16 protein-coding genes are annotated in these 17646 nt (G+C 73.1%); 3 read left to right on the top strand and 13 right to left on the bottom strand.

Features of this window, described 5'->3' with window-relative positions; genetic code table 11:
• Positions 1 to 21: 21 nt before the first annotated feature.
• Both ACFWRT_RS24035 and ACFWRT_RS24030 read right to left on the bottom strand, forming a co-directional pair.
• Positions 22 to 1209 (bottom strand): glutathionylspermidine synthase family protein, encoded by a 1188-nt coding sequence (locus tag ACFWRT_RS24035; protein WP_380950182.1) that lies wholly within the window; start codon positions 1207 to 1209, stop codon positions 22 to 24.
• 5 nt (positions 1210 to 1214) lie between these two features.
• Positions 1215 to 1490, bottom strand: a complete 276-nt coding sequence (locus ACFWRT_RS24030; RefSeq protein ID WP_026241190.1) for a hypothetical protein — start codon at positions 1488 to 1490, stop codon at positions 1215 to 1217.
• Positions 1491 to 1635: 145 nt separating this feature from the next.
• Here ACFWRT_RS24030 and ACFWRT_RS24025 point away from each other — a divergent pair, with 145 nt between their 5' ends.
• A complete protein-coding gene (locus ACFWRT_RS24025) occupies positions 1636 to 2475 on the top strand; it encodes a DMT family protein (protein ID WP_380950222.1) in 840 nt (279 codons plus the stop codon).
• A 6-nt stretch (positions 2476 to 2481) separates the two neighbouring features.
• On the opposite strand, the gene pdxR is transcribed toward ACFWRT_RS24025, so the two are convergent.
• Positions 2482 to 3882 (bottom strand): MocR-like pyridoxine biosynthesis transcription factor PdxR, encoded by a 1401-nt coding sequence (gene pdxR, locus ACFWRT_RS24020; protein WP_380950181.1) that lies wholly within the window; start codon positions 3880 to 3882, stop codon positions 2482 to 2484.
• A gap of 47 nt (positions 3883 to 3929) precedes the next feature.
• Here pdxR and ACFWRT_RS24015 point away from each other — a divergent pair, with 47 nt between their 5' ends.
• Positions 3930 to 4448, top strand: a complete 519-nt coding sequence (locus tag ACFWRT_RS24015; RefSeq protein WP_380950180.1) for a carboxymuconolactone decarboxylase family protein — start codon at positions 3930 to 3932, stop codon at positions 4446 to 4448.
• A gap of 27 nt (positions 4449 to 4475) precedes the next feature.
• Here the strand turns inward: ACFWRT_RS24015 and ACFWRT_RS24010 are convergent, their stop codons facing one another.
• The 7 genes from ACFWRT_RS24010 to ACFWRT_RS23980 form a co-directional block, all read right to left on the bottom strand.
• Positions 4476 to 5462 carry a DcrB/PsbP domain-containing protein gene (locus ACFWRT_RS24010; RefSeq protein ID WP_380950179.1) on the bottom strand — a complete coding sequence of 329 codons (987 nt, stop codon included), beginning with the start codon at positions 5460 to 5462 and terminating at the stop codon, positions 4476 to 4478.
• Positions 5463 to 5465: 3 nt separating this feature from the next.
• Positions 5466 to 5870: a hypothetical protein gene (locus ACFWRT_RS24005; protein WP_380950178.1), complete on the bottom strand. Its 405-nt coding sequence runs from the start codon at positions 5868 to 5870 to the stop codon at positions 5466 to 5468.
• Positions 5867 to 7765 carry a succinate dehydrogenase/fumarate reductase transmembrane subunit gene (locus tag ACFWRT_RS24000; protein WP_380950177.1) on the bottom strand — a complete coding sequence of 633 codons (1899 nt, stop codon included), beginning with the start codon at positions 7763 to 7765 and terminating at the stop codon, positions 5867 to 5869. Before ACFWRT_RS24000 ends, ACFWRT_RS24005 begins: the two co-directional genes overlap by 4 nt.
• A 225-nt stretch (positions 7766 to 7990) precedes the next feature.
• On the bottom strand, positions 7991 to 8980 hold the full coding sequence (locus ACFWRT_RS23995; protein WP_380950176.1) for a malate dehydrogenase: 990 nt from the start codon (positions 8978 to 8980) through the stop codon (positions 7991 to 7993).
• 282 nt (positions 8981 to 9262) lie between these two features.
• On the bottom strand, positions 9263 to 10528 hold the full coding sequence (locus ACFWRT_RS23990; protein ID WP_380950175.1) for a helix-turn-helix domain-containing protein: 1266 nt from the start codon (positions 10526 to 10528) through the stop codon (positions 9263 to 9265).
• A 429-nt stretch (positions 10529 to 10957) separates the two neighbouring features.
• Positions 10958 to 11644, bottom strand: a complete 687-nt coding sequence (locus tag ACFWRT_RS23985; RefSeq protein WP_380950174.1) for a DUF3017 domain-containing protein — start codon at positions 11642 to 11644, stop codon at positions 10958 to 10960.
• Between the two features lie 23 nt (positions 11645 to 11667).
• Positions 11668 to 12549, bottom strand: a complete 882-nt coding sequence (locus ACFWRT_RS23980; RefSeq protein WP_326703958.1) for a bifunctional methylenetetrahydrofolate dehydrogenase/methenyltetrahydrofolate cyclohydrolase — start codon at positions 12547 to 12549, stop codon at positions 11668 to 11670.
• Between the two features lie 221 nt (positions 12550 to 12770).
• On the opposite strand from ACFWRT_RS23980, the gene ACFWRT_RS23975 reads away from it, so the two are divergent.
• A complete protein-coding gene (locus tag ACFWRT_RS23975; RefSeq protein ID WP_380950173.1) occupies positions 12771 to 13418 on the top strand; it encodes an RDD family protein in 648 nt (215 codons plus the stop codon).
• Between the two features lie 214 nt (positions 13419 to 13632).
• Here the strand turns inward: ACFWRT_RS23975 and ACFWRT_RS23970 are convergent, their stop codons facing one another.
• The 3 genes from ACFWRT_RS23970 to purN all read right to left on the bottom strand — a co-directional run bounded on the left by ACFWRT_RS23970 (position 13633) and on the right by purN (position 17508).
• A complete protein-coding gene (locus tag ACFWRT_RS23970) occupies positions 13633 to 15129 on the bottom strand; it encodes a DUF2079 domain-containing protein (protein ID WP_380950172.1) in 1497 nt (498 codons plus the stop codon).
• Between the two features lie 182 nt (positions 15130 to 15311).
• A complete protein-coding gene (gene purH, locus ACFWRT_RS23965) occupies positions 15312 to 16865 on the bottom strand; it encodes a bifunctional phosphoribosylaminoimidazolecarboxamide formyltransferase/IMP cyclohydrolase (RefSeq protein ID WP_380950171.1) in 1554 nt (517 codons plus the stop codon).
• A complete protein-coding gene (gene purN / locus ACFWRT_RS23960; protein WP_380950170.1) occupies positions 16852 to 17508 on the bottom strand; it encodes a phosphoribosylglycinamide formyltransferase in 657 nt (218 codons plus the stop codon). The genes purH and purN overlap by 14 nt, the downstream gene beginning before the upstream one ends.
• Positions 17509 to 17646 lie beyond the last annotated feature (138 nt).

Raw genomic sequence — 17646 nt, 5'->3', positions numbered from 1 at the left:
ACTCCCGTACCCGTACAGGTCTCAGAGGATGACGTGGGGCAGGAAGCGGGCGTACTCGTCCGTGACCGGCCCCGCCGATTCCCGGATGCCGAGCCCCGCCGCCTCGTCCTCCACCACCCACGCCCCGAGCACCACCCGGTTGCCGTCGATGTCGGGCAGCGGCGCCAGCTCCTGGTAGCAGCACGGCTCGTCGCGGAGGACCGCCGGGGAGCCGGGCCCGTGCAGGTCGACCCCGGCGCCCTCGCGGCCGAGCAGCGGCTTGGAGACGTACCCCGCCCCGCCGGGCCCGGCCAGCTCGCGGGGGCCGTCGAGGTAGGCGGGGAGCAGGTTCGGGTGGCCCGGGTACAGCTCCCAGAGGATCGCCAGGAGCGCCTTGTTGGAGAGCAGCATCTTCCAGGCGGGCTCGATCCAGCAGGTGGTGCCGGAGCCGCCGCCGTTGTCGAGGGTCTCCAGCACCTGCGGCGCGAAGCGGTCCGTGGTCAGCCACTCCCACGGGTAGAGCTTGAAGCAACTGCGCAGGAAGCGGAGCCGGTCGTCGACGAAGCGTCCGCTCAGCCGGTCCCAGCCGATGTCCTCCACGGAGAGCGCGTGCGTGTCGAGGCCGGCCTGGTCGGCGGTCTCGCGCAGATACGCGACCGTCATCAGGTCCTCGCCGAGCTCGTCGCCGTCCGAGTGCGCGAAGTGCAGCGGGCCCGGCGGCAGCAGGTGGGCCTGCCGCTTCCAGGCGTCGACCAGCCGTTCGTGCAGCGAGTTCCACTGGTCGGCGCCGGGGAACCGCTCCTCCATCCAGAACCACTGCGGGCTGGCGGCCTCCACCAGGGAGGTCGGGGTGTCGGCGTTGTACTCCAGCATCTTCGCCGGGCCACCGCCGTCGTAGCGCAGGTCGAACCGCCCGTACAGGGAGGGCAGTTCGTCGCGGCGGCGCCAGGACTCGGCGACCAGGGAGGCCAGGCGCGGATCGGTGACACCGAGGTCGGCGAAACGGTCCTGCTCCACGATGTGCGCGGCGGCGGCCAGGCACATCGTGTGCAGCTCCTCGACGGTCTCCTCCAGCGCCTCGACCTCGGGCAGCGAGAAGACGTAGTAGGCGCTCTCGTCCCAGTAGGGGCGCAGCGAACCGTCCGGGTGGCGGGTGAGCGGGTAGACCAGCCCCTGGGACTCGACGGTCTGCTGCCAGCCGGGGCGCGGCTCGATGGTGCGGCGCTCCACCGGGCTCAGCCCCCGCCGGACTTGGTGCAGCCGAAGCCGCCCCGGTCGACCGCCGACTTGTCGAAGCTGCCGCCCTGGACCTTGCCGTCGCCGCTCTTGCCGCCGCCGTAGTAGTAGGAACCGCTCCCGCCGCTGCGGCACTCGGAGCTGGGCAGGGTCTTCTGGGTCGTCCGGTCGGCGCAGCGCTTGTCCGGCTCCGAGCCGCAGGATGTGATCGTCAGGGCGAGCAGCCCCATGCCGCCGAGCACGACCGTGCTCGACCTCAGCCTTCGCTTGGCCATGTGCGCAGTTCTCCCCCGTGGTACGTGACACGGTCCGGCACCCCGTTTCCCCGCCGGACGGCTTGTCAGACTAGTTCGCCGTCCCGCCGGATCGAAACCCATGAGAGGAACCCCCGCCCGGTACATTCCTTTTGTGCTCCTGGGGATGATCTGCGCGCTCGGTGCCGCCCTCTGCTACGGGACGGCCTCCGTCCTCCAGGCGATCGCCGCACGGGCCGCCACCGGCCCCGGTTCCGGGGCGGGTGTGGACCCCGCGCTGCTGCTGCGGGCGGTGCGGCAGTGGCGTTACGTCGCCGGACTCGCCCTGGACGGCCTGGGCTTCGTGCTCCAGATCGTCGCCCTGCGCGCGCTGCCGATCTACGCCGTGGGGGCGGCGCTCGCCGCGTCGCTCGCGGTCACGGCGGTGGTCGCGGCCCGGCTGCTGGCGGTCCGGCTGAGCTCGACGGAGTGGGCGGCGGTGGCGGTGGTCTGCGCCGGGCTCGGGATGCTGGGGCTCGCCTCGGGTACGGAGGGCGACCTGCCGGGCCCGGAGTGGCTGCCGTGGGCGGTGCCCGCCGCCGCGCTGGGGGTGCTGGTGCTCGGCGCGGTGGGCGGGCGGCTGCCGGGGCGGGCGCGGTCACTGGCGCTGGGCCTGGGGGCCGGGTTCGGCTTCGGGGTGGTGGAGGTGGCGGTGCGGCTGGTCGACGACGTGTCGCCGGGGGCGCTGGTGCGGAACCCGGCGGCGTACGGGCTGCTGCTGGGCGGGGCGGCGGCGTTCCTGCTGCTGACGTCGGCGCTGCAGAAGGGGTCGGTGACCACGGCGACGGCGGGGATGGTGCTCGGGGAGACGGTGGGCCCGGCGCTGGTGGGGGTGGTGTGGCTGGGCGACGGGACCCGGGCGGGGCTGGGGTGGCTGGCCGTCACCGGTTTCGCGGTGGCGGTGGCGGGGTCGCTGGCGTTGGCGCGGTTCGGGGAGGCGCCGGAGGTGGAGGCGGATCGCTGTTGAGGCCCGTTACGGCAGCACCCGGCACAGCGCGTCCAGCGCACCCGCCCAGGCGCTCTCCGACGGTGAGCCGTAGCCGATCACCAGCGCGTCGCGGGTGGCCGGGGCGTCGGGGTGGCGGTAGCGGGACAGCCCCTCCAGCGCCAGGCCCTGGAAGGCCGCCGCCTGGACCACCGAGCGCTCGGTGCCCGGGGGGAGTTCGAGGACCGCGTGCAGCCCGGCCGCGATGCCGCTGACCTCGATGCCCGGCGCGCGTTCGGCGAGCGCGACGACGAGTTGGTCGCGGCGGCGCCGGTAGCGCAACCGCATGGAGCGCACATGCCGGTCGTACGCCCCCGAGGCGATGAACTCCGCGAGGGTGAGCTGGTCGGGCGAGCCGGAGACCCGGTCGGCCATGCCCTTCGCCGCCATCACCTCGCCGACCAGGTGCCGGGGCAGCACCATCCAGCCGAGGCGGAGCCCGGGGGCCAGCGACTTGCTGGCGGTGCCGAGATAGACCACCCGTTCCGGGTCGAGGCCCTGGAGCGCCCCCACAGGTTGCCTGTCGTAGCGGAACTCCCCGTCGTAGTCGTCCTCCAGGATCAGCCCGCCGGTGGACCGGGCCCAGTCGACGGCGGCGGCCCGCCGGTCCGGGTGCAGCGGTACGCCGGTGGGGAACTGGTGCGCCGGGGTCAGCAGCACCGCCCCCGCACCGCGCAGCGCGGCCAGGTCGCCGGTCCGTGAGCCGCGCTCGTCCAGCGGCAGGCACGGGATGCGCAGACCGGCGTCGGTGAGCAGGTTCGTATGCAGGTCGAGGCCGTACGACTCGACGGCGACCTCCCGGACCCGGCGGCGGCGCAGCACCCGGCCCAGCAGCGCCACACCGTGGGCGAAGCCGGCGCAGATCACGATGCGCTCCGGGTCGGCGTACACCCCGCGGGCCCGCGCCAGGTACTCGGCCAGCACGGTGCGCAGTTCGGCGCGGCCCTGCGGGTCGCCGTAGCCGAATACCTCGTCGGGCGCGGCGGTGAGCGCCTTGCGGGCGGCCTTGAGCCAGGCGGTGCGCGGGAAGCCGGACAGGTCGGGCGTGCCGGGCTTCAGGTCGTGGCCGGCCCCGGACCGGGCCGGCCGCATGGGGGCCGCCACCGGCTCCGCCCGGCGCGGCGCGGACCGCTGCGCGACCCGGGTGCCCGAGCCCTGGCGGGCGGTGAGCCAGCCCTCGGCGACGAGTTCGGCGTAGGCGTCGGCGACCGTGTTGCGGGCGATCCCCAGGTCGGCGGCGAGCGCCCGGGAGGACGGCAGCCGGGTACCGGGGGCCAGCCGCCCACTGCGCACCGCCTCCCGCAGGGCCGCCATCAGCCCGCTGCGCAGCCCCGTACCGACCGGTTCCAGATGCAGGTCGGCGCCGAAAGTGGCCCAGGAATCCGTCATGGGAATGGACCATACCGGGGTGCCACCGGGGCCGTAGCGTCGTTCTCATGACCACGACGCACGAACACCACCACCACGCCCCGGCCGACCTGTCCCCCGAGGAGCCGCCCCGGATCTCCGTCTCCGAGCTGCTCCCGGACGTCTACAAGGCGATGATCCGGCTCGACATCGCCGCCCGGAAGGGCCTGGACCCCGTCCTGGTCGAGCTGGTGAAGATCCGGGCCTCGCAGCTCAACCAGTGCGCGTTCTGCCTGGACATGCACAGCAAGGACGCCCTCGCGGCGGGCGAGTCCGTCGAGCGGATCGTCCAGCTCAGCGCCTGGCGGGAGTCGCGGCACTTCTACACGGGGAAGGAGCTGGCGGCGCTCGCGCTGACCGAGGCGGTCACCGTACTCACCGACGGCTTCGTCCCGGACGACGTGTACGCGGAGGCGGCCGAGCACTTCGAGCAGACCGAGCTGGCCCAGCTGATCGCCGCCATCACGGTGATCAACGCCTGGAACCGGTTCGGTGTCACCGGCCGGCTGGCACCGGGCCACTACACCCCCGGCGACTTCAAGCACTGAGCACGCCGCCGGAGCCGGCCGCTGCCGTCAGAACGGGCTGTCGTACGGGTCGAAGTGCGTCACGGCGGTGGAGAGGATCTCCTCGTGGCGCGGCCACTGCTCGTCGGGGGCGGCGACCAGCACCGCGTAGAGGCGGCCGTCCGACGCGGTGAAGACCCGCTCGGCGACCTGGCGGCGGCCACCGGAGTCCTCGCTGTCGTACGCGTACACCAGCTCGGCGGCCTCGCCGCCGAGCGGGTTGTCGACGGCGCCGATGCGGACCTCCTCGAAGCCGGGGCTCACGCCGCGTTCCTTCGAGGCGGCGCGCACCGCCTCCAGCGCGGTCATGCCGGGCTCGGACACCCGGAAGACCTGGAGGAGTTCGCCGGAGCCGAAGGGCTCGTAGAACACCGCGCCGGTCTTCTTCGTGCGCTCGCTCCACTCCTCGGGCACCGCGATCCGGAAGCCCTCCTCGTCGTCCTGCGTGACGTATCCGGGCGGCGGATCACCGGCGTCCGGGGACTCGGTGCCGGTGTCGGTGGGTTCGGGCGTGGCGTCCTCGGTGCCGTCGGGGAAACCGGCGGCCGGGTCGGTGGCCTCCTCGGCCGAGGCGCTCGCCGTCCGGCCCCGGGCGTCGTCCCGGCCGTCGTCACCACCGCCGCCGCCGCCGACCGTGAACCAGAGCGCCGCCGCACCGGCCGCGAGCACGGCCACGGCGAGCCCGGCGGTCAGCGGGGTGATCCGCTCCCGCGCCGTCCGGGAAGCGGTGGCAGGCCCGTGGGTCCCGGTGATGTTGTTGTACGGGCCCGTCGGCGGCCCCTGCACGACGTAGGGCCCGGACTCCGCGTACGGGTCGGGAACCGTGGGCAGCACGGTGGGCACCTCCGGCGACGCGGCCGGGGACCCCGGCGGCATGGGCGGCACCACCGGGGCGGCCGAGGGCGGCGGGGGCGGCGGCGGGGTGTGGGCACGTCGCGGCTCGGTCTCCCAGCTCTGGGTCTCGTCGTTCCAGTGCACCCCGCTGCCCCCGGTCATCGGTCAGCCTCCCAGCAGGGCGCGCAGCGCCTCGGCCACCGCGACACCGGACGCCAGGGTTCCGGTGAGCGTCCCGGCGGCGGTCAGGGCCTGCTGGAGGCGGGCCAGCCGGCCCGGCGCGGCTCCGCCCGCCGTCTCGATCTCGTCCGCCACCGAGACCAGTTCGGCGTCCAGCACCTCCGTGGTGTCGGAGGCGGTGAACCGGGCGAGGTCGGCACGGAGTTCCCGCACGGCCCGCAGCAGTTCGGCCTGGGCCTCGTCGGCGGGTCCGGCGTGCTGGTGCTGGGTGACGGTGTTGTGGTCGCCGACGGCGAAGGCGCTTCCGGTCACCGAACCGATGTGCACGGGGCGCTGCGGCTGCGACCGCTGCTCGTCAGGGGTCGGTCCCGAGGTCGGGGCGGGGCTCATTTCTCTCCTGCTTTCCGCTGAGGGCCAGGGGTCGCGACGGGGCCTTTCCCGGTGCCGGGGCTCTTCGTGGCGCCGGGGCTCTTCGTGGCGCCGGGGGCCTTCCCGCTGCCGGGGCCCTTGCTCGCGCCGTGGGCGGCCGGGCCGGAGCGCCTGATGTCGTTGTGGTCGCCGATGCCGATGGCGCTGTCCTTCGCGGACTCGATGAACACGCCGCCCGCACCGATGTTGACGATCTTCTGCTCGAACTCGTCGGTCGCGTAGCCGGCTTCGCGCAGGGCGAGCCGGACTCCGGCGTTCACCCGGTCCTCGATGCTCTTCAGATACCGGTTGACGTCCATGTCCTGGAAGAGCGAGGCCTCTTCGTCGGCGCCCAGCTCCCGGACGGAGAACGCGGGCCCTTCGGCCAGCGCACCGCTGTTCCCGGCGGTGAGGAGCTTCCAGCCGCTCGCCACGCCGCGGCCCAGGGTGACGACGGAGCGCGCCAGCGAGGCCGGGGTGCGGGTCAGCGCCCAGACCGCCTTGCCGAACCAGTTGTTGTTGCGGTGCCGGTGGGCGGCCCGGTCGGCGTCGCGGAACAGCGGGTGCACCGGCATCAGGACGTGCGGGGCCACCTCCAGCATCAGCATCCCGCCCTGGGTGTGGACCCGGACGAAGACGGTGACGACGACCTCCTCGTTCCAGCCGCCGACCCGGATGCGCAGGAAGTGCCGCCGGCCCTCGCCGCCCTCCTCGACGGCGCGGCCGCGGTGCTCCTCGAACGCCCCGGGCCCGTACGGGGCGCTCTCGCGCCGGGGCAGGCCGGCCACCGGCAGGAAGACGCACTCGTCGACCACCAGCTCGCGCAGCCGGTCCCGGACAGCGGCCGCGCCTTCGGCGGAACCGTGCGAGGAGGGCACCCGCAGGCCCTCCAGCAGCGGCACGATCCGGCGCAGGATCCGGGCGTTGTCCAGCGGCTCGGCGGGACCCTCCTTGCTCGGCCGGAGCTCGACGGTGAGGTTCCAGGTGCCGTAGGGCGTGCCCATGCCGCAGAACGGGTTCCGCTCGCCGTACAGGATGACGGGGGCGTGCTGCTCCAGCCGGATGCGCTGCTGGAGCCGCCGGAAGCGGTCGCCCGCCGCGTGCTCGGCCTGGTCGGCCGCGAGGTCGGGGAAGTTCTTCCGGGACAGCTCGTCGGTCATCACCCGGGCGAACTGGCCGCGCTGGAGGCCGACCAGGCCCGCGATGACGGCGAGGAAGAAGAGGGCCGCCCAGGCGGCCCCGGTGGCGGATCCTCCGGAGAGGTTGCCGGTGATCAGGGCGAAGCCCAGGTCGGAGGCGTCCGGCAGGGTGTCGGAGTAGCTGTCGGAGAAGCCGTCGGACCCGGAGGATCCCGGACCGTACGAGCCGGAGAACTCGTCCGGGTCGGAGTCACCGCCGAACAAGCCGAGGGCCGAGGCCAGCACCCAGAGCCCGACGAGGAGCAGGAAGAGCCGCCCGTACCAGCGCATGAGGAACGCCGCGGCCCGCCGGTAGGCCGGTGGGCTGGGCGCGGACCCCCGCACCCAGGGCGCGAGGGCGAGCAGGACGCACGGGAAGAACAGTGCCCCGATGACGCCCCCGGTGAGGACGGCGCCGAGCAGCCAGGCCGCCAGGATGCCCGCCGCCCACGCCAGTTCGGTGCGGCGGGCGCGCAGGGCGTGGGCGAGGACGCGGGCGGCGTCGAAGCCCGTCGACGGGGCGACGACGCACTGCTCCTGGACGTACAGCTGGTCGATGACCGCGTCCCGGTAGCCGTCGTGCAGATGGACCCCGGCGCACAGCAGCCTGCTCGCCTCGCTGATCGCGGGGTGCACGGGCGGCTTCCCGAGCAGATCGTCCTGGCCCTGCGACGGCCGCGGCACGGCACTCCCGGTCACCGGCTCCTCTTTCCCCTGTTGCGTCGCGCTGGCCACGGCCCTGCGGGGGCCGAAGATCGAAAGGGGCCAATGTAAGCGAGGCGGGGGCTGACCCGGGAGTCGATTGTCAGCCATCTCGACCGGGCGGGAGGCCGGTGGGCGGCCGGTGGGCGGCCGGGTCGGGGAAAGCCGAAGCGCCCCCGTCGGCGTGGCCGGTGGGGGCGCTTCGTCTGCCTCGGGTGCGGCTCAGATGAGGCCGAGCTCGCGGACCGCGTCGCGCTCCTCGGCGAGCTCCTGGACGGAGGCGTCGATGCGCTTGCGGGAGAACTCGTTGATGTCCAGGCCCTGGACGATCTCGTACTTCCCGTCCTTCGTGGTGACCGGGAAGGAGGAGATGATGCCCTCGGGGACGCCGTAGGAGCCGTCCGACGGGATGCCCATCGAGGTCCAGTCGCCGGCGGCGGTGCCGTTGACCCAGGTGTGGACGTGGTCGATGGCGGCGTTGGCGGCCGAGGCGGCGGAGGACGCGCCACGGGCCTCGATGATCGCGGCGCCGCGCTTGGCGACGGTCGGGATGAAGGTGTCGGCGAGCCACACCTCGTCGTTGACGGTCTCGGCGGCGTTCTTGCCGGCGATCTCCGCGTGGAAGATGTCCGGGTACTGGGTGGCCGAGTGGTTGCCCCAGATCGTCAGCTTCTTGATGTCGGAGACGGCGGCACCGGTCTTGGCGGCGAGCTGCGAGATCGCGCGGTTGTGGTCGAGGCGGGTCATCGCGGTGAAGCGCTCGGCCGGTACGTCCGGGGCGGCGGCCTGCGCGATGAGCGCGTTGGTGTTGGCCGGGTTGCCGACGACGAGGACCTTGATGTCGTCCGCGGCGTTGTCGTTGATGGCCTTGCCCTGCGGCTTGAAGATGCCGCCGTTGGCGGCGAGCAGGTCGCCGCGCTCCATGCCCTTGGTACGCGGGCGGGCGCCGACGAGCAGGGCCACGTTCGCACCGGCGAAGCCGACGTTCGGGTCGTCGGTGATCTCGATGCCGCGCAGCAGCGGGAAGGCGCAGTCGTCGAGCTCCATCGCGGTGCCCTCGGCGGCCTTGAGGCCCTGCGGGATCTCCAGGAGGCGCAGGTTGACCGGCACGTCCGGGCCGAGCAGGTGGCCGGAGGCGATGCGGAAGAGCAGCGCGTAGCCGATCTGGCCGGCAGCGCCGGTCACGGTGACATTCACGGGAGTGCGGGTCATGGCGGTCTCCGTTAGACAGCTGGCGGTGGGGGTCCCGGCCCCTGGTGCCGGACCCTGGTGCGGGAGACCTCTTCGCGCCCCGACGCATCGTCCGACGAAATCTTCCGACGAATCTTGACGTGAAGAGATATCCGGCGGTCAGGCTATCGGACCCGGACGGGGCGGACCGCCCGGCCCCCTGTGGCGCCGCGCACAACCGGTCACGCACCGCATGCGGGAGGCCCGCTCAGGTGGTGCTTCTTGCGTGGTGCTTCTTACGTCGCGCTTCCTACGTGGCGCTTCCTACGTCGTGCAGCCCTTCGTGCCGGCGGTAAGGGTCGCGCAGGCCTTCGCGTCGGCCGCCTTCTTCACCGCGACCATCGGCGTGTACGCCTCCGTGACCGTGACCGCGCCGTTCTGCGCGTCCGCCGCTCCGCCGCCGGTGATCGTCACGGTATCCCCGGCCCCCGCCTCGGTGAGCCGGGCCCAGGCGGCGGAGCAGACCTCGCTGTACCGGACCTCGACCCGGGCGGCGCCGACCTGGGCGGCGGACACCGTACGGGCATGGTCTCCGCCGCACCCCATCTCGTCGGGGTTCTGCCCGGCGCAGTCGGCGCCCTGGCACTCGACGCCTGCGGGCGGTTCGGGGGCGGGCTCATCGGTCGCGGGATCGGTCGTGGGATCGGTGGAGGGATCGGTGGAGGAAGTGGCCGTGGGCGCGGCGGTCGGGGGCGGGCTGGCCTTGGCGGGTTCGTCGCCGCTGGGCGCGAGCATCACCGCGCCGACGATCACGATCACCGCTCCGGCCGCACCGACGGCGAGCGTGATCGCCTTGCTGCGGCCGCCGGTGGCCCGGCCGGACGCGCCGCCGTGCTGGGTGTCCGCCCGCCGCCCGCCCTGCCGCTGCTGCGGGACCGGGGGGACGGTTCCGCGCTGGGTGGGGACGGAGGGGGCGCGGCCATCGGTGCGGTGGGGGTCGGTGCTGTGGGGGACGGTGCGGTGGGGGTCGGTGCGGTGGGGGTCGGTGCCGTACGCGTCGGAGCCGTACGCGTCGGAGCCGTGGCTGTCCTGGCGGTCGGCGTCCGGGCCGTAGCCGTCCGGGCCGTAGCCGTCGGGGCCGTAGCCGTCGCCCGTTCCGGTCGCGGTGGGGCCTCGGCCGGCGGAACCGGCCGCGCTGTGGCGGCCGTCGGCCGACCGGACGGCGCCGCTCCTGCCGCCGCCCGCCGGGTCCGCCGCGCCGAGCGCCTCGCGGGCCTGGGTGATGCGGATCGCCTCGATCGTCATGTCGTGGCGCATCTCGGCCCGGCTCCAGGCGCGCTCGGCCAGCTCCCACATGGTCGTGAGGTGGTGCTGCGGGGTTCCCGTCACATCGGCGAGGGCCACGACGGCACGGCGCGGGGGGAGCAGCCGACCGTTGAGGAACCGCTCCCAGGACGTCTTGCTGAATCCCGTACGATCCGCCACCGCGTTGATGTTCAGCCCGCTGCGGTCCACGAGCCCGCGAAGCTGGCTCGCGAACTCCCTGATCTGCGGGTCGAGTTCTTCGGGCAGTGCCTTCCAACGAGGCATTGCGTCGCCCCCCTTTTTTTCCGTCATCCCCTGCGCCACCCGGTGCATCCCCCGGACGTGCTTCCAGCGCCCCCGCTGTGGCCGTTCCCGCCGGCCGGTGCCGGTGCGGACCCCCGGACCGGTCCGATGTCCGTCCTGTCCGCCCGTCGCGCCGTGTCAGTCTGCCATCGTTGCGCGGCGATCACACCGTGCCGGAATGGTCACTTCCGTGCCACAGGCCCCAGGGGAGCCTTGTAGCGGCCTTCCGTGTCCATGACGCTTGAGCCCGGGACGGGGCGGGAAGGACGCGCATTCCGCTTCCGCCGCAGGCCGGGGCCGCTCCCCCGGAGCCCCGGACCGTGCCGTCCGTCCCTCCTCGGGGGTGGGGACGGGCGGCCCGGGCGGGCACCTCCTGACGGGTGCCCGCCCAGGCCCACGGGCCCTGCCGCGCTAGCGGATCGTGAAGCGGACCGCGTTCTCCAGGATCGGCACGTCAAGCCACGGGCTCGGCTGCGCGACCAGGGCGAGCAGCACGATCAGGGTGCCCATCAGCCCGTACGTCACCAGGTCGGTGAAGCGGGAGCGCACCGCGAGCATGCCGACCGCCGGCACCACCCAGCGCAGCACCGCGCCGGCGATCAGCGCCACGCCGATCAGGATGGTGCCGATCCGGAACGCCTCGGCGAACGGGTCCAGGGCGACGATCAGCAGGCCGGCGCCCGCCGTGCCGAGCACGGTGAGCAGCGGCCACTGCCGGGCCGGGGCGGGCGCGTCGCCCGAGGCGGCCCGGCCGCCGCCCTCGGGGCGGGCGGTGTCCCGCGTGAAGAGCGGGAACCGCCGGGTCCTGCGGGGGGCCGGCGCCTTGCCGTCCGGTTCCGTGCTCCCGGGCTCGGCTTCCGTACTCCCGGGCTCGACTTCCGTACTGCCGGGCTCGGCGGAGGCGCTGTCGGGCTCGGTGGAGCCGCTGCCCGACCCCGTGGTGCCGGACGCCGAGGAGCCGCTGCCCGATTCCGCGGTGCCGTCGCCCGCTTCCGCGCGTGCGGGCTCCGCGGTGACGTCCTCCGTGGCCGCGGCATCCGGCCCCTCGGCCGCCGGGCCCGCGGGGGCCGGGTCGGCCGGACTCGTACCAGCACCCATGGGGTTCCCTCCGGATCCGGCCGTCAGCCCGCGGCGGCAGCGTCGGCGGCCTCGGCCGCGGTCCGCTCGGCCGCCTCGACCACGTTGACCAGGAGCTGGGCGCGGGTCATCGGGCCGACGCCGCCGGGGTTCGGGGCGACCCAGGCCGCCACCTCGCGGACCCCCGGGTGCACATCGCCGACGATCTTGCCGTTCTCGTCCCGGCTGACGCCGACGTCGAGCACCGCCGCGCCCGGCTTGACGTCCTCGGGCTTGATCAGGTGCTGGACGCCCGCCGCGGCGACGATGATGTCGGCCTGGCGCAGGTGCGAGGCGAGGTCCCGGGTGCCGGTGTGGCACTGGGTCACCGTGGCGTTCTCCGACTTACGGGTCAGCAGCAGCGGGATCGAACGGCCGATGGTGACACCGCGTCCGACGACCACGACATGCGCGCCGTTGATCTCCACGCCGTGCGCGCGCAGCAGTTGGACGACGCCCTGCGGGGTGCACGGCAGCGGGCCCGTCTCGTTGAGGACGAGGCGGCCGAGGCTCATCGGGTGCAGCCCGTCGGCGTCCTTCTCCGGGTCCATCAGCTCCAGGACCCGGTTGGTGTCGATGCCCTTGGGCAGCGGCAACTGGACGATGTAACCCGTGCACTCCGGGTCGGCGTTGAGCTCCCGTACGACGTCCTCGATCTCCTCCTGGGTGGCGGTGTCGGGGAGTTCGCGCTGGATGGAGCCGATACCGACCTCGGCGCAGTCGCGGTGCTTGCCGTTCACGTACCAGCGGCTGCCCGGGTCGTCCCCGACGAGCAGGGTTCCGAGGCCGGGGGTGATCCCCTGCGCCTTGAGGGCCGCCACACGGACGGTCAGATCGGATTTGATCGCGGCAGCGGTGGCCTTGCCATCGAGAATCTGGGCAGTCATGGCCCCATCCTCGCGGATGACCCCGCCCGCGTACCAATTGCCTGTGCCTCACCTGTGGCCGAGATTGCACTTGCACAACGTCCGGTGCCCCGGACTGGACAAACGCCGGTCGCGCTTATAACGATGAAGGCCGCGGTTGTACGGGGGGTGGGCCGCTGAACGTCGTCCTTCCTCCGTGTGGCCATCCGTCCCCACACGTCTGTTGAAGGAACACCCCTGATATGAGCTTCGGCGACCCCAACAACCCGTACGGGCAGCAGCCCGGCCAGCCTCCCCAGGGACCGCCGCAGGGGGAGCCGGGCTACGGCTACCCGCAGCAGGCGCCGCAGGGCGTCCCGCAGCAGGGCTACGGCTACCCGCAGCAGCAGCCGGGATACCCGCCGCAGACGGGATACCCGCAGCAGCCCGGCCAGCCCTACGGCGGCGGCTACCCGCAGGGGCAGCCCGGGTACGGCGGCGGGATGCCGGAGCTGGCGCACTGGGGTCTGCGGGCGGGCGGGCTGATCATCGACGGCCTCATCATCGGCGCGCCGTACCTCGTCCTCGTAGGCATCGGCGGCGCCATGGGTGACGCGACGGGCGGCATCCTCGCCCTGCTCGGCTTCCTCCTGATGATCGGCCTCACCATCTGGCAGCTGTACCAGGAGGGCACCACCGGCCAGACGATCGGCAAGAAGGCCGTGGGCATCCGCCTGCTGCGCGAGGCCGACGGCCGCCCGCTGGGCTTCGGTATGGCCTTCGTGCGCCGCCTGGCCCACTTCCTGGACAGCATCGCCTGCTACATCGGGTGGCTGTGGCCGCTGTGGGACGAGAAGAAGCAGACGTTCGCGGACAAGGTCTGCTCGTCGGTGGTCATCCGCTCGAAGTGACCCTAGGCGCTCGGCGCTCGGCGCCCGGCGCTCGGCGCCCGGCGCTCGGCGCCCGGCGCTCGCTGTAAAGGCCGCACCCGTCCACCGGGTGCGGCCTTCGCGCGTACGGGACCGACCGCCGGGCGCCCGATCGCGTACGGGCCCGGGACCGACCGCCGGGCCCCCGATCGCGTACGGCACCGGCCGTCGGGCGCCCGCCCCCGCGCCGGCCCGCTCAGTCCTCCCGTACGCCCGGGATCTCCGCCGGCTCCGGCGTCGTCCGCTCCATCACCACGAAGCTGCCGCCCCGGTGCTTGAGCCGGTAGCGCGCCTCGGGGTGGAGCTGCTCGGCGTACGCCACCGGGTCCTGGATCGGGCGTGACCAGCCGAAGTCCAGGTTGATGGCGACGATGTCGGGCGCGGTCTCCGGTGCGCCGCCGATCCAGTAGACGGTCCGGTCGGAGGTGAGGTGGGCCATGAGCGTGATGTCCGTCTCGACCCGCGCGCCGACCGGGATCGCCTTCAGCGCCGCCCGGGCCGCTTCCGTACGGGCGTCGGTGCTGTAGGAGTCCGGGCGCAGCAGGTCGCGCAGCGGCAGGTGCTGGGTCATGGCCACGGCGATCGCGACGGAGACCGGGACGACGACCTTCGCGTACGAGGCGAGCCAGGGCCGTTCCGACGCGCGGCTGCGGCGGACGCCGTCGGCCATCGCCAGGAAGAGCACCGGCATCAGGATCGCGCTGTAGTGCCAGACCATGCCCCAGTGGTTGCTGTCCTGGGAGAGCAGCCGCCAGCCGAGCGTCGGGATGATCAGCAGCGTCAGCGGCGAGCGCAGCGCGATGAACGCGGTGATGCCGACCAGGAAGACCAGCATCTCGATCTTGGCGGAGGAGTTCAGGACGCCGAGGAGCGAGTCCAGCATCGAGACGTCCTGCTCGCCGTTCTTGTCGATCTTCTGCCAGTAGTCGTACGTCCCCGCGCTGGAGGCCGCCGGGATGAGGACCATGAGGGTCACCACGAACGCGGCCACCCCGAACGCGGCGAGCAGCGCACCCTGGAGGCGGCGCCCGTACACGAAGAGCAGGAAGCCGACGACGGCGACGGTCGCGCCGAGGTCCTCCTTGACCAGGACCAGCGGCAGCGACCAGAGCAGGGCGGCCGTGTACCGCTCCAGGAGCAGCGCGCGGCAGACGAGGGCGAGGAGCGGGACGGCGAAGGCGATCTCGTGGAAGTCGGACTTCACCGCCTCCTGGATGCCCCAGGAGAGTCCGTACGCGACGGTGACGCAGAGCCCGGAACGGCCGCCGAGGAGCTGCTGCGTGGTGCGGCCGACGATGACCGCGCCCAGCGCGAAGAACGCGGCCTGCGCGAAGAGCAGGGACTCGGCCGAGGGCCAGAGCCAGTAGAGCGGGGCCAGCAGCGCGACGATCGGGGAGAAGTGGTCGCCGAGGATCAGATAGCCGGGGCCCTTGATGTCGACGACCGGGGCCCTGAGGTCCGCGTACGCCCGTACCTCCTGCTCGAAGATCCCGAGGTCCCAGGAGGGCGAGCCGAAGCGGGCGTACTGGAGGTAGGAGTAGAGGAAGTACAGCCCGCACAGGACGGCGCCGGTGACGAGGTACGGCCGCAGGGGTACGCGTTCGGCGGTGGCGGGGTCCGGGCCGGTGCGCTGCGTGGGCAGCAGCCGCCCCGTCTCCACCGGGTCCGTTCCACTCTTGTTCAGCTCAAGCACGGTGACTGCCCCCGCTAGGGATTCCTGCTGTTCTTCGGATACGGCCGCTGTTCTTCGGATACGGCCGTTCATTAGAACAGAGCGCCGAGGCGATTCCGTACGACGGACACGGCCGTGGCCGCACCCCTTCACCGGGTGCGGCCACGGGTCGTACAGGTGCCGGTCAGTGGAACAGGTGCCGGTCAGTGGAAGAAGTGGCGCGTCCCGGTGAGGTACATCGTGACGCCCGCCTTCTTCGCGGCCTCGATCACCAGCTCGTCGCGGACGGAGCCGCCGGGCTGGGCGACCGCCTTGATGCCGGCGGCGGTGAGGATCTCCAGGCCGTCGGGGAACGGGAAGAAGGCGTCGGAGGCGGCGTACGAACCGGCCGCCCGCTCCGCGCCCGCCCGCTCGACGGCGAGCTTCGCGGAGTCGACGCGGTTGACCTGGCCCATGCCGACGCCGACCGAGGCGCCGTCCTTGGCGAGGAGGATCGCGTTGGACTTGACGGCCCGGGACGCCTTCCAGGCGAAGGCCAGCTCCTTCAGCTCGGCCTCGGAGAGCGCGTCGCCGGTGGCCAGCGTCCAGTTGGCCGGGTCGTCGCCCTCGGCCTGGAGGCGGTCGGTGACCTGGAGGAGCGCCCCGCCGTCGACGGCCTTGACCTCGACCGTGGTGGCCGGGGCCCCGGGGGCGCGCAGCACGCGGATGTTCTTCTTTCGGGCGAGCACCTCGACCGCGCCGTCCTCGTAGGCCGGGGCAACGATGACCTCGGTGAAGATCTCCGCGACCTGCTCGGCCAGCTCGACCGTCACCGGACGGTTGACGGCGATGACGCCGCCGAACGCCGAGAGCGGGTCGCAGGCATGCGCCTTGCGGTGCGCGGTCGCGACATCGTCGGCGATCGCGATGCCGCACGGGTTGGCGTGCTTGATGATCGCGACGCACGGTTCGGCGTGGTCGTACGCGGCCCGGCGCGCGGCGTCGGTGTCCGTGTAGTTGTTGTAGGACATCTCCTTGCCGTGCAGCTGCTCCGCCTCGGCCAGACCGCCGGTGCCCGAGGTGTAGAGGGCGGCGGGCTGGTGCGGGTTCTCGCCGTAGCGCAGGACGCTCTTACGGATGAGGGCGTCGCCCAGGAACTCCGGGAGGCCCGAGTCGTCGGCGGGCGCGTAGCCGTCCACGAACCAGGAGGCCACGGCCACGTCGTACGCGGCGGTGTGCTGGAACGCCTCGGCGGCGAGCCGCTTGCGGGCGGTGAGGTCGAAGCCGCCGGCCTGGACGGCGGCGAGGACGTCCGCGTACCGCTCGGGGCTGGTGACCACGGCCACGGAGGGGTGGTTCTTGGCGGCGGCGCGGACCATGGAGGGGCCGCCGATGTCGATCTGCTCCACGCACTCGTCGTCGGAGGCGCCGGACGCGACGGTCTCCTTGAACGGGTAGAGGTTCACGACCACCAGGTCGAACGGCTCGACCCCGAGCTCGGCGAGCTGCTCACGGTGGGCGTCCAGGCGGAGGTCGGCGAGGATGCCGGCGTGGACGCGGGGGTGGAGGGTCTTCACGCGGCCGTCCAGGCACTCGGGGAAGCCGGTGAGCTCCTCGACCTTGGTGACCGGTACTCCGGCGGCGGCGATCTTCCCGGCGGTGGAGCCGGTGGAGACGAGTTCGACGCCCGCCTCGTGCAGACCGCGGGCGAGGTCTTCGAGCCCCGTCTTGTCGTAGACACTGACCAGGGCGCGGCGGATGGGCTTATTCACCGACATGACCGAGATGAACCTTTCGTCCCTCAATGCGATGGCCGTCACGGGCGATCCGCCCCACGGCCTCGACGAGCAGCGAGCGCTCGACTTCCTTGATGCGTTCGTGGAGGGCGGCTTCGCCCTCCGGGGTGTCCTCCTCGGTCACCTCGACCACGCCCTGCGCGATGATCGGACCGGTGTCGACGCCGTCGTCGACGAAGTGGACGGTGCAGCCCGTGACCTTGACGCCGTACGCGAGTGCGTCACGCACTCCGTGGGCGCCGGGGAAGCTGGGCAGCAGGGCGGGGTGGGTGTTGACGGTCCGGCCACCGAAGGCAGCGAGGAACGCGGGGCCCACGATCTTCATGAAACCGGCGGAGACGACGAGGTCCGGGCGGTGTTCGGCGACGGCGGCGGCGAGCGCCTCGTCCCACTCCGCACGCGTCGCGTGGTCCTTGAGCCTGCACACGAACGTGGGGATTCCGGCCTTCTCGGCCCGCTCCGCCCCGCCGGTCCCGTCACGGTCGGCGCCGACCGCGACGATCCGTGCCCCGTACGCCGCCGGGTCGTCGCCGATGGCGTCGAGCAGGGCCTGGAGGTTGGTGCCGGATCCGGAGACCAGCACGACCAGCCGGGCGGGAGAGGCGGAGGGAGGCGGGGAGGCCACGTCGGGGCCCTTTCTCACGTGATGACCGCGCGGTGACGCAGGTGCGGTGAACTCTTTCGGTGAACTCTTCGGCGAGCTCTTTGCGGCGAACTCTTGCGGCGAACTCTTTGTAGGGTCGTACGAAAGAATCGCTTCGCC

Source organism: Streptomyces cyaneofuscatus, from assembly GCF_042718795.1.
Lineage (GTDB): Bacteria > Actinomycetota > Actinomycetes > Streptomycetales > Streptomycetaceae > Streptomyces > Streptomyces cyaneofuscatus_A.
This window is presented reverse-complemented; position numbering and strand designations above follow the sequence as displayed.

Excerpts from the sequence above, each read along its gene's own strand:
- purH (WP_380950171.1), bottom strand. The coding sequence starts at position 16,865 with ATGTCGGTGAATAAGCCCATCCGCCGCGCCCTGGTCAGTGTCTACGAC.
- ACFWRT_RS23985 (WP_380950174.1), bottom strand. The coding sequence starts at position 11,644 with ATGGGTGCTGGTACGAGTCCGGCCGACCCGGCCCCCGCGGGCCCGGCG.
- ACFWRT_RS23990 (WP_380950175.1), bottom strand. The coding sequence starts at position 10,528 with ATGCCTCGTTGGAAGGCACTGCCCGAAGAACTCGACCCGCAGATCAGG.
- ACFWRT_RS24025 (WP_380950222.1), top strand. The coding sequence starts at position 1,636 with ATGATCTGCGCGCTCGGTGCCGCCCTCTGCTACGGGACGGCCTCCGTC.
- ACFWRT_RS23980 (WP_326703958.1), bottom strand. The coding sequence starts at position 12,549 with ATGACTGCCCAGATTCTCGATGGCAAGGCCACCGCTGCCGCGATCAAA.
- ACFWRT_RS23995 (WP_380950176.1), bottom strand. The coding sequence starts at position 8,980 with ATGACCCGCACTCCCGTGAATGTCACCGTGACCGGCGCTGCCGGCCAG.
- ACFWRT_RS24005 (WP_380950178.1), bottom strand. The coding sequence starts at position 5,870 with ATGAGCCCCGCCCCGACCTCGGGACCGACCCCTGACGAGCAGCGGTCG.
- ACFWRT_RS24015 (WP_380950180.1), top strand. The coding sequence starts at position 3,930 with ATGACCACGACGCACGAACACCACCACCACGCCCCGGCCGACCTGTCC.
- ACFWRT_RS23975 (WP_380950173.1), top strand. The coding sequence starts at position 12,771 with ATGAGCTTCGGCGACCCCAACAACCCGTACGGGCAGCAGCCCGGCCAG.
- pdxR (WP_380950181.1), bottom strand. The coding sequence starts at position 3,882 with ATGACGGATTCCTGGGCCACTTTCGGCGCCGACCTGCATCTGGAACCG.
- ACFWRT_RS24010 (WP_380950179.1), bottom strand. The coding sequence starts at position 5,462 with ATGACCGGGGGCAGCGGGGTGCACTGGAACGACGAGACCCAGAGCTGG.
- ACFWRT_RS24030 (WP_026241190.1), bottom strand. The coding sequence starts at position 1,490 with ATGGCCAAGCGAAGGCTGAGGTCGAGCACGGTCGTGCTCGGCGGCATG.